Raw genomic sequence first — 8,754 nt, forward strand, 5'->3', positions numbered from 1 at the left:
GGACACCGATTCGGTGTCCCGGCCCCGCGCCGTGTCCGCCCAACCGCCCCCGTCCGGATGCCTCCCGCCCGCCTCCCGCCCGGGCCGTCGCCGGCGGGGCAGGACGGCTCAGCGCTTGCGCAGCCAGTCGGCGAAGGCCTCCAGCGCCGGGCCCGGGTCGCGGCGGCCGACGCCGATCCGGAAGCGGTCGGCCGGGGTGGGGGTGAGCTCGGAGCGGAACATGCTCGCGGGCATCAGCAGCACGCCGGTCTGCTCGACCAGCGCGGTGCAGAAGTCCTCCACGCCGTCCGGTCCGAGGTAGCGCGGGTAGGCCACGCAGCCGCCGTCCGGGGCGCGCCAGTCGAAGAGTTCGGGGAACTCGGCGAAGAAGGCGTCGAAGTGCGGCAGGTTCGCCGCGATGACCGCCCGGTTGCGGGCGAGGATCCCCTCCCGGGCGGTGATCGCGATCCGGGCCAGCACCTCGCTCGGGGCGGAGTTGCAGATGGTGGTGTAGTGCTTGGCCCGCTCCAGCCGGGTGCGCAGCTCGCGGTCCCGGCAGGCGATCCAGCCGATCCGCAGGCCGGGCAGGCCGAGCGACTTGGAGGTCACGTTGAGCGAGAGCGCGGTGGCCGAGAGGTCGGCGGCCTGCGGCAGGATGCGGGCCGGGTCGCGTTCCAGGCCGCGGTAGACCTCGTCGGAGAACAGCCGGATGCCGCGCTCCTCGCAGAGTCCGGCGAGCCGGGCGAGGTCGGCGGCGTCGATCAGGGTGCCGGTCGGGTTGTTGGGGAAGTTGACCGAGAGCACCTTGGTGTTCGGCCGCAGCGCCGCCTCGACCGCGTCCAGGTCGAGCGCCCAGTCCTGCCGCTCGTCCAGGGCGACGCCGGTGACCTCGCAGAGCGAGAGCGGAACGGTCTCCGCCGACTGGTAGTTGGGGGTCACCACCACCGCGTGGTCGCCCGGCTCCAGCAGCACCTGCATGGCGAGGTTGATCCCCTCCTGGGCGCCGCCGAAGCAGATCACGTCGTCCGCGTCGACCCGCTCGTACATCCCGGCGATCGCCCGCCGCAGGCCCGGGTCGCCGAAGGTCTCGGTGTAGCCGAGCGCCAGGGTGTCCCAGGCCTCGCGGTCCTCCGGGCCGGCCAGGGCGAGGAGTTCGGCCATCGTCATGGTCTGGGCGTCGGAGGCGGTGAGGTGGTGTCGGGCGGTGAACTCCCAACGGGTGAAGTAGGTTTCGAGCCGGAAGTCGGGCAGCTGGGTCATCGGGTGCTCCTCAGTTCTTCCTGGGCACGGCGGGGTGCTTGAGCTCGGCGAGCAGGGCGTAGGCGGTGGAGCGGGAGATCCGCAGCGCCACGGCCACGGCGGGGACGGCGCGGCGGACGGCGAACACCCCGGCCGCGTCCAGTTCGCGCAGCACGGCGAGCCGGTCCTCGCGGGTGAAGCGCTCCAGCGGGCGGCCCTGGGCGCGGACGTGGCCGCCGACCACGTCGTTGATCCGCTCCGTCCAGTCGCGTTCGAAGAGCGGCTCAGGGCGGGGGGCGGTGGGGGCCGCGAAGTTGGCCAGCAGGGCGGCGGCCTGGTCCAGCGGGCCGCGGTCCAGGTTGACGCAGAGCACCGCCGAGGGCCGGCCGGCGTCGTCCCGCAGCACCGCGCTGACCGAGGACAGCCGCCGGCCATCCGGCAGCAGCTTCTCGTACGGCCCGTAGACGTCCGGGGCCGAGGGGTCCAGTTCGTCCAGCTCGCCGAGCAGGGACGGGTCGCCGGGCGCGCGCGGGGTCAGCGGGTTCCAGATGGCCAGCACCCGGTCGGTGGCGGTGTCGTGCAGGACCACCTCGGCGTACGGCCCCAGCAGCTGGGCGACCGCCCGGCAGACCGGCGACCAGGTCCGCACGCGTGGGTCGGGGGTTTCGGCAGGCATGGCTGGACTGTACGTCCGATCCGGACACATAGTCCAGGAGGAAGGGCGGGAGCGGGCACGGAGAGGCCCCGCCCGGCGGTCCGGACGGGGCCTCCGAGGGGGCGCCCAGCAACAGGTGATCAGCGGCAGGTGATCAGCAGGCCGAGGACGGAGGTGCAGCTGCGGGTCGCCTTGCTGGTGGCGGGCGAGGGGTCGGCGGGGGCGCCGGCGGTGCGGGCCACGGTGACGTCCCAGGAGGTGACCAGGCTCAGCGCGCCGACCCGGACGGAGAAGTGCCGGGTGGTACTGGCGCCCTTGGCGAGCGGGGCGGCCAGCGTGCAGGTGAGCTTGCCCGCCGCGACCGTGCAGTCGGCCGAGGTGCTGGTCAGCCCGGTGGGCAGGGCCGCGGCGACGGTGGCCGCCGTGATCGGGTCCGGGCCCTGGTTGGTGAGGGTGACGGTGTAGTCGACCCGGCCGGAGAGCAGGTCGGTGACCGGGGTCGCGGTGAGCGCGACGGCCAGGTGGGCGCTGGGCGCGGTGTAGCCGAAGCGGTCGGCGGCGACGGCGGCGCTGGTGCCGCCGGGCGTGGTGACCTGGACGTCGACCGGGCCGGTCACGGTGGTGGCGGGGGCGGTCGCGGTGCAGCTGGTCTTCGTGCAGCTGAACGAGGTGGCCGGGCCGGCCGCGCCGAAGGTGACGGCGGTGGCGCCGTTGAGGTCGGTGCCGGCGATGGTCACCGTGGTGCCGCCGACCCCGGAGCCGCCGTTCGGGCTGATCCCGGTCACCACGGGCACCGGCAGCGGGAAGTTCAGCACGTCGACGGCGTCGCCGGTGAAGTCGGCGAGGTAGCCGCGCCGCCCGTCGGCGCTCAGCGCCAGGGTGTACGGACTGGCACCCACCGGGACGGTCGCGGTGACGGTCCGGCTGGCCGCGTCGATGACGCTCAGCGTGTTGTCGGCGTAGTTGGAGACGTAGGCGGTGGAGCCGTCCGGGGCGAGGGCCACCGCGTAGGGGCCGTTGCCGACGGTGACGGTGCCGACCAGGGTGTTGGCGCCGGTGTCGAGCACGGCGGCCGTGGTGTCGTCCCCATCGGCGGCCCACAGCCGGCTGCCGTCGGGGCTGAGCGCCAGGCCGAAGGCGCTGTGGCCGACCGCGACGGTGGCGCTCACCGCGTTGCTCGCGGTGTCGACCACGTTCACCGCCTTGGCGCCGGAGGCGGCGACGTACAGCCGCTTGCCGTCGGGCGAGACGGCGAGCCCGTGCGGCTCGGCCCCGACCGGGACGGTGGCGGTGACGGTGCCGCTCGCGGTGTCCAGCACGCTGACGGTGCCGGCCCCGGCGTTGCTGACGTAGGCGCGGGCGCCGTCCGGCGAGAGCGCCAGGCCCCAGGGCTGGACGCCGACCGGGACGGTCGCGGTGACGGTGCCGCTCGCGGTGTCCACGACGCTGACCGCGTTGTCCAGGTGGTGGGTCAGGTAGGCGTGCTTGCCGTCGGGCGAGACGGCGACCGCGTACGAGCCGGTGCCGGCGGTGAAGCTGCCGGTCACCGTCCGGCTCGCGGTGTCGAGCACGCTGACCGTGCCGGTGCTCTGGCTGGTCACGTAGGCCCGGGCGCCGTCCGGAGTGAGCGCCACACCGGCCGGGTAGGGCGCCACCGGCACGTGGGCCGCCACGGTCGGCGGGGGCGCGGCGGCCTCGGCGGTGGCGGGCTGGGAGAGCAGCGCGGCCGTGGCTGCGGATATCGCCGCCACGGCCGTCCAGGTGCGCCGGGGTGCGCGCGGTGATCTCACGGATTCTCCAGGGGAGGTCGAACCAGGGGGAGGTGGTGAAGGGTGATGCCGAAGGGATCTGGCTCCGGAGCCGCTGCGAAGCGTAGATCGGGTGGTGACGGCACGTCAGGAGTTGATCGGTAATGTCGCCAACTGTTCAGATTCGACCGGGATGCGCTCGGATCGCAGTCGGGATCGCGGTCGGGATCACCGCCGGGATCGCAGTCGGGGTCGCGGTCGGGGTCACCGCCGGATCGCCTCGTGCGGGAAATTGGAGTTCTGGAGTCGTATTCGATAGCGTTTCGAACGTGAGGCTGACCAAGAGCACCGACATCGCCCTCCGCATCGCCATGCGGCTCGCCGTGATCGGCGAGGGCGAGAACCCGACCACCCGCGAGGTGGCCGAGTCGGTCGGCGTGCCGTACACCCACGCGGCCAAGGTGGTCAGCAGGCTGCAGCACCTCGGGGTGGTGGAGGCCCGGCGCGGACGCGGCGGCGGGCTGATGATCACCTTCGCCGGGCGGACCGGCTCGCTCGGCCTGCTGCTGCGCGAACTGGAGGGCGTCGGCGACGTGGTCGGCTGCGAGGACGACCCGCCGTGCCCGCTGCGGGCCGCCTGCCGGCTGCGCGGGGCGCTGCGCACCGCCCAGGAGGCGTTCTTCGCCGCGCTCGACCCGCTCAGCATCGACCAGCTGGTGGCCTCCCCCACCGGACCGGTCCTGCTCGGCCTCACCGCCCGACCCGCCGACTGACCCCGCCCCCGAGGGGTCGGTCGGTGCCCACGGCATTAAATAAGAGTCTCAGATACCAGTTCTCAGCTACCGTCAGGAGCTCCTCCGATGCTGTCCGCGAAGTCCGCCGAGGTCGTCGAGGCCACCCTGCCCGTCGTGGGCGGCGCGATCGGTGACATCACCCCGCGCTTCTACGACCGGCTGTTCGCCGCCCACCCCGAGTTGCTGCGCGACCTGTTCAATCGGGGCAACCAGGCCAACGGCACCCAGCGCGAGGCGCTGGCCGGCTCGATAGCCGCCTTCGCCTCCGCGCTGATCGCCCACCCCGACCAGCGGCCGGACGCGATGCTCGCCCGGATCGCCCACAAGCACGTCTCGGTCGGCATCGAGAGCGCCCAGTACAAGATCGTCCGCGAGCACCTGTTCGCGGCGATCGTCGAGGTGCTCGGCGAGGCCGTCACCCCGGAGGTCGCCGCCGCCTGGGACGAGGTGTACTGGCTGATGGCCAACGCGCTGACCGCGATCGAGGACCGGCTGCGCGCCGAGGCCGCGGCCGGCGGCGACCCGGCCGACCTGTGGCGCCCGTACACGGTGATCGCCCGCCACCAGGAGACCTCGACCGTCACCAGCTACCTGGTCCGCCCGGCCGACGGCCGCCCCGCCCCCGCCTCCCGCCCCGGCCAGTACGTCTCGGTGCGCACCCGCCTCGCCGACGGCGCCCACCAGATCCGCCAGTACAGCCTGTCCGGCGGAGCCGACGGCGCCCTGCGGTTCAGCGTCAAGCGCGAGCCCGGCGGCGAGGTCTCCGGACACCTGCACGACCACCTGCACGCCGGCGACACCGTCGAACTGGCGCCCCCGCTCGGCGACATCAGCCTCGCCGACGGCGACGGCCCGGTGCTGCTCGCCTCCGCCGGCATCGGCAACACCCCGATGACGGCGATGCTCGACCACCTCGCCGCCACCGGCTCCACCCGGCGGATCGTCTCGGTGCACGGCGACCGCGACCAGCTCAGCCACGCCTTCCGCGCCGACCTGGAGCAGCTGACCGCCCGGCTCGCCGACGCCGACGCCCACGTCTTCTACGAGCAGCCGCTCGGCGACTGGCCGGCCGAGCGCACCGGCCTGGTCGACCTGTCGACCGTCGAGGTCCCGGCCGGCACCACCGCCTACCTGTGCGGACCGCTGCCCTTCCTGCGCGCCGTACGCGGCCAGTTGCTCGCGGCGGGCGTCCCGGCGGCGGACATCCACTACGAGGTGTTCGGGCCGGACCTCTGGCTGGGCGCCTGACGTCCCACGGTTCGGCGGCCCGCTCGGTACGACCATGGGCGGGCCTCCGCCGCTTCCGGCGTCCGGGTGCGGTCAGAGCCTGAGCTCCAGGGTGCAGCACTTCGCCCCGCCGCCGCCCTTGAGCAGTTCGGAGACGTCCACCGGGATCGGCTCGTAGCCCTCCTCGGCGAGCCGGCCGGCCAGGTTCTTGGCCGTGTCCGGGAGCAGCACCCGGCGGCCGTCCGAGACCGCGTTCAGTCCGAACACCTCGGCGTCGGCCCGGTCGGCGAGGATCGCGTCCGGGTAGAGGGTGCGCAGCACGGAGCGGCTGTGGGCGTCGAAGGCCTCCGGGTAGTACATGACGTGGTCGTCGGAGAGCACGGCCAGTGCGGTGTCCAGGTGGTAGAAGCGCGGGTCGACCAGGGTCAGGCTGACCACGGGGACGCCGAACAGTTCCTCCGCCTCGGCGTGGGCGGCCCGCGAGGTGCGGAAGCCGGTACCGGCGAGCACCCGGCGCCCGACCACCAGGTGGTCTCCCTCGCCCTCGTTGACGTACCCGGCGCGGCGCACCGCGCGGTAGCCGTGCAACCGGAACCAGGACTGGTAGGCCTCGGACTCGGCGGCCCGCTCCTGGTGGCGGAAGGTCGCCACCAGGGCCCGGCCGTCCAGGACGGTCGCCCCGTTGGCGGCGTAGACCATGTCGGGCAGGCCGGGCACCGGGTCGATCAGCTCGACGGTGTGGCCGAGGCGGCGGAAGGTGCGGTGCAGGCGCTCCCACTGGCGGACGGCGAGCGCGGTGTCGGTGGGCTGCGCCGGGTCCATCCACGGGTTGATCGCGTAGTCCACCGTGAAGTACGTCGGCCGGCACATCAGGTAGCGCCGGGGCCGCGCCGTACGTGCCGGGGTGTGCGTGGGCATTGCTCAACCGTCCTAGGATCGCGGGGAGTTCGGGTGCGGAGCTGCGGGTCGCTGCTCAGGCGGCTGCCCCGCGATCCCCGCTCGCACACCCGCGCGGGCGCCCCCGGCGGGCGCAACCCCCCGCGCACCCGGCGCGAGCCCCGGCGCACGGACCGGCGGGCCGCACCGGTCGCCGACGGCCCGGAGTCGGCTCAGCGGCGGGCCGGGCCGGATCGGTTCACCGGCGGGCCGCACCGGTCACCAGCGCACCGCGGCGAAGTCCACCGGCTCGGTCCGCAGTGCGCGGGCCCGGACGGCGAGGGCGCGCAGCCGGCGGTCCGCTTCCTCGGCGGGCATCCGGTGCTTGTCGCCGTGGCCGGGCAGCAGCCACTCGAAGCGCAGCGCGTCCAGGCTGCGCTCCAGCGAGGCCGCCTGCTCCTCGATCGAGTACCAGGTCACCGCCTCCTGCACCTCGATGTCCCGGTTGGTGCGGGACCAGTACAGGCTGTCGCCGGTGAAGCAGTACCGCTCGTCGGCGACGTACAGCACGCTGCCGCGGGTGTGGCCGGGGAAGGGGTGGGCGACCAGGCCGGGCGAGACCTCCACCGGGGCGGTGCCGCGCAGCACCCGGTCGGCGTCCGGGGCGGCGGCGAGGTCGCCCTCGTGGATCCAGAGCCGGGCGCCCAGCCGGTCGGCGTAGGCGCGGCCGTGCGCCGCGTGGTCGCGGTGGGTGAGCAGGACGTCGGTGACCGGGCCGAGCGCCTCGTAGCGGGCCGCGAGGGCCTCGCTCCAGCGGGGCGTGTCGATCATCGCCCAGCCGTGGGGGCGGCGGCAGAGGTAGGCGGTGGCCCCCGCGGTCCGCCGGGAGTTGTGGCCCAGCAGCAGCACCTCGCCGGCCTCGTCGAGGGCCAGCGGGAAGGGGTCGGTGGCCCGGTCGAGCGGGCCGTCGCCGGGGCGGATGGAACGGGTCGGGCAGGCGTGGGCGGCGGCGAGCAGTTGGCGGCGCTCGGCCTCGTCGCGCGGCTGGCGGACCAGTTCGGACTTGCGGTCGCGCTCCCGGATCAGGTCGGGCGCGAGCTGCCGGGCGACGTCGCAGTTGGTGCAGCGGTCGTCGACGGTCCAGTGCTCGGAGCTGTTCATGGCCGGTGCTCCCCCAGGGAAGGTACGGCGGCCGGAGCGGCGCGCCGTCCTTCGAGCATCGTCCGGGCGCGCCGGAAAGCGGAAGGGGGAGCGGACCTTGTGCTTTGCCGGAGCGGCCGCTCTGCCGCCCGGGCGGGGCCGTAGAGCGTACGTGGCCCATCTCACGTTCCGCCAGGCTCACCTACGGTGGCGTAGGTCACTTGAATGGGTGAACTATCTCTTTCATGCCGAACCTCCAGGAGACCCTTGACCTCAGTTCGTACGCCGCCCTCGGGGACAGCTTCACCGAGGGCCTGAACGACCCCGGTGCCGACGGCGCCTTCGCCGGCTGGGCCGACCGCCTGGCCGGGCTGCTCTCCGACGGGCGGCCGCCGGGCGGGTTCCGCTACGCCAACCTGGCGGTGCGGGGGCGGCTGTTGGACCAGATCGTGGCCGAGCAGGTGCCGCAGGTCCGCCGGCTCCAGCCCGACCTGGTCACCTTCTGCGCCGGCGGCAACGACATCCTCCGGCCCGGCAGCGACCCGGACGAGGTGGCCGTCCGCTTCGAGGCCGCCGTCGCCCAACTCGCCGAGAACGCCGGGACGGTGCTGATCTGCACCGGCTTCGACACCCGCGAGGTGCCGCTGATCAAGCACCTGCGCGGCAAGATCGCCACCTACAACGGCCACATGCGGGCCGTCGCCGACCGCTACGACTGCAAGGTCGCCGACCTGTGGTCGCTGCGCGCGGTGCAGGACCGCCGGGCCTGGAGCGAGGACCGGCTGCACCTCTCCCCCGAGGGCCACCAGCGGGTCGCCCTGCTGGCCGCCCGCTCGCTCGGCCTGCGCACCCAGGACGACCCGGAGGCCCCGTGGCCGACCGCCCGCGCGCTCACCCCGGCCGACCAGCGGCGGGAGAACCTCCAGTGGGCGCGGGAGTTCCTGATCCCCTGGGTCGGCCGGCGCCTGCGCGGGGAGTCCTCGGGCGACCACGTGGAGGCCAAGCGGCCCGATCTGCTGCCGCTCTGACCGCTCGTCAGGAATGACGGACCGTCAATACTGATGCCCTGTCAGGCGTCGGGGGGGGGGCGGCGCGG

8 protein-coding genes are annotated in these 8,754 nt (G+C 74.3%); 3 read left to right on the forward strand and 5 right to left on the reverse strand.

Annotation, left to right across the window (positions count from 1 at the left end; translation table 11 throughout):
• Positions 1-108 precede the first annotated feature (108 nt).
• The 3 genes from ACFWXO_RS44050 to ACFWXO_RS44060 all read right to left on the reverse strand — a co-directional run bounded on the left by ACFWXO_RS44050 (position 109) and on the right by ACFWXO_RS44060 (position 3,663).
• Entirely contained in the window at positions 109-1,239 is a 1,131-nt protein-coding gene (locus ACFWXO_RS44050; RefSeq protein WP_380532582.1) for an aminotransferase class I/II-fold pyridoxal phosphate-dependent enzyme, read from the reverse strand.
• A gap of 10 nt (positions 1,240-1,249) precedes the next feature.
• Positions 1,250-1,894 (reverse strand): transcriptional regulator, encoded by a 645-nt coding sequence (locus ACFWXO_RS44055; protein ID WP_375886716.1) that lies wholly within the window; start codon positions 1,892-1,894, stop codon positions 1,250-1,252.
• Positions 1,895-2,013: 119 nt separating this feature from the next.
• The gene (locus ACFWXO_RS44060) at positions 2,014-3,663 is read right to left on the reverse strand and encodes a beta-propeller fold lactonase family protein (RefSeq protein WP_380532584.1); all 1,650 of its coding nucleotides are present in this window, start codon (positions 3,661-3,663) and stop codon (positions 2,014-2,016) included.
• Positions 3,664-3,950: 287 nt separating this feature from the next.
• On the opposite strand from ACFWXO_RS44060, the gene ACFWXO_RS44065 reads away from it, so the two are divergent.
• Together ACFWXO_RS44065 and ACFWXO_RS44070 are read left to right on the forward strand one after the other, a co-directional pair.
• Positions 3,951-4,394: an RrF2 family transcriptional regulator gene (locus tag ACFWXO_RS44065; protein WP_375886713.1), complete on the forward strand. Its 444-nt coding sequence runs from the start codon at positions 3,951-3,953 to the stop codon at positions 4,392-4,394.
• Positions 4,395-4,481: 87 nt separating this feature from the next.
• Positions 4,482-5,663 carry a globin domain-containing protein gene (locus ACFWXO_RS44070; RefSeq protein WP_380532588.1) on the forward strand — a complete coding sequence of 394 codons (1,182 nt, stop codon included), beginning with the start codon at positions 4,482-4,484 and terminating at the stop codon, positions 5,661-5,663.
• A 72-nt stretch (positions 5,664-5,735) separates the two neighbouring features.
• Here the strand turns inward: ACFWXO_RS44070 and ddaH are convergent, their stop codons facing one another.
• Both ddaH and ACFWXO_RS44080 read right to left on the reverse strand, forming a co-directional pair.
• On the reverse strand, positions 5,736-6,560 hold the full coding sequence (gene ddaH, locus ACFWXO_RS44075; RefSeq protein WP_375886707.1) for a dimethylargininase: 825 nt from the start codon (positions 6,558-6,560) through the stop codon (positions 5,736-5,738).
• A gap of 237 nt (positions 6,561-6,797) precedes the next feature.
• Entirely contained in the window at positions 6,798-7,679 is an 882-nt protein-coding gene (locus ACFWXO_RS44080; RefSeq protein WP_380532592.1) for an MBL fold metallo-hydrolase, read from the reverse strand.
• Positions 7,680-7,903: 224 nt separating this feature from the next.
• Here ACFWXO_RS44080 and ACFWXO_RS44085 point away from each other — a divergent pair, with 224 nt between their 5' ends.
• A complete protein-coding gene (locus tag ACFWXO_RS44085) occupies positions 7,904-8,686 on the forward strand; it encodes an SGNH/GDSL hydrolase family protein (protein WP_375886702.1) in 783 nt (260 codons plus the stop codon).
• Positions 8,687-8,754 lie beyond the last annotated feature (68 nt).

It is taken from the genome of Kitasatospora sp. NPDC059088, assembly GCF_042738155.1.
In the GTDB taxonomy this organism is placed as follows: Bacteria; Actinomycetota; Actinomycetes; order Streptomycetales; family Streptomycetaceae; genus Kitasatospora.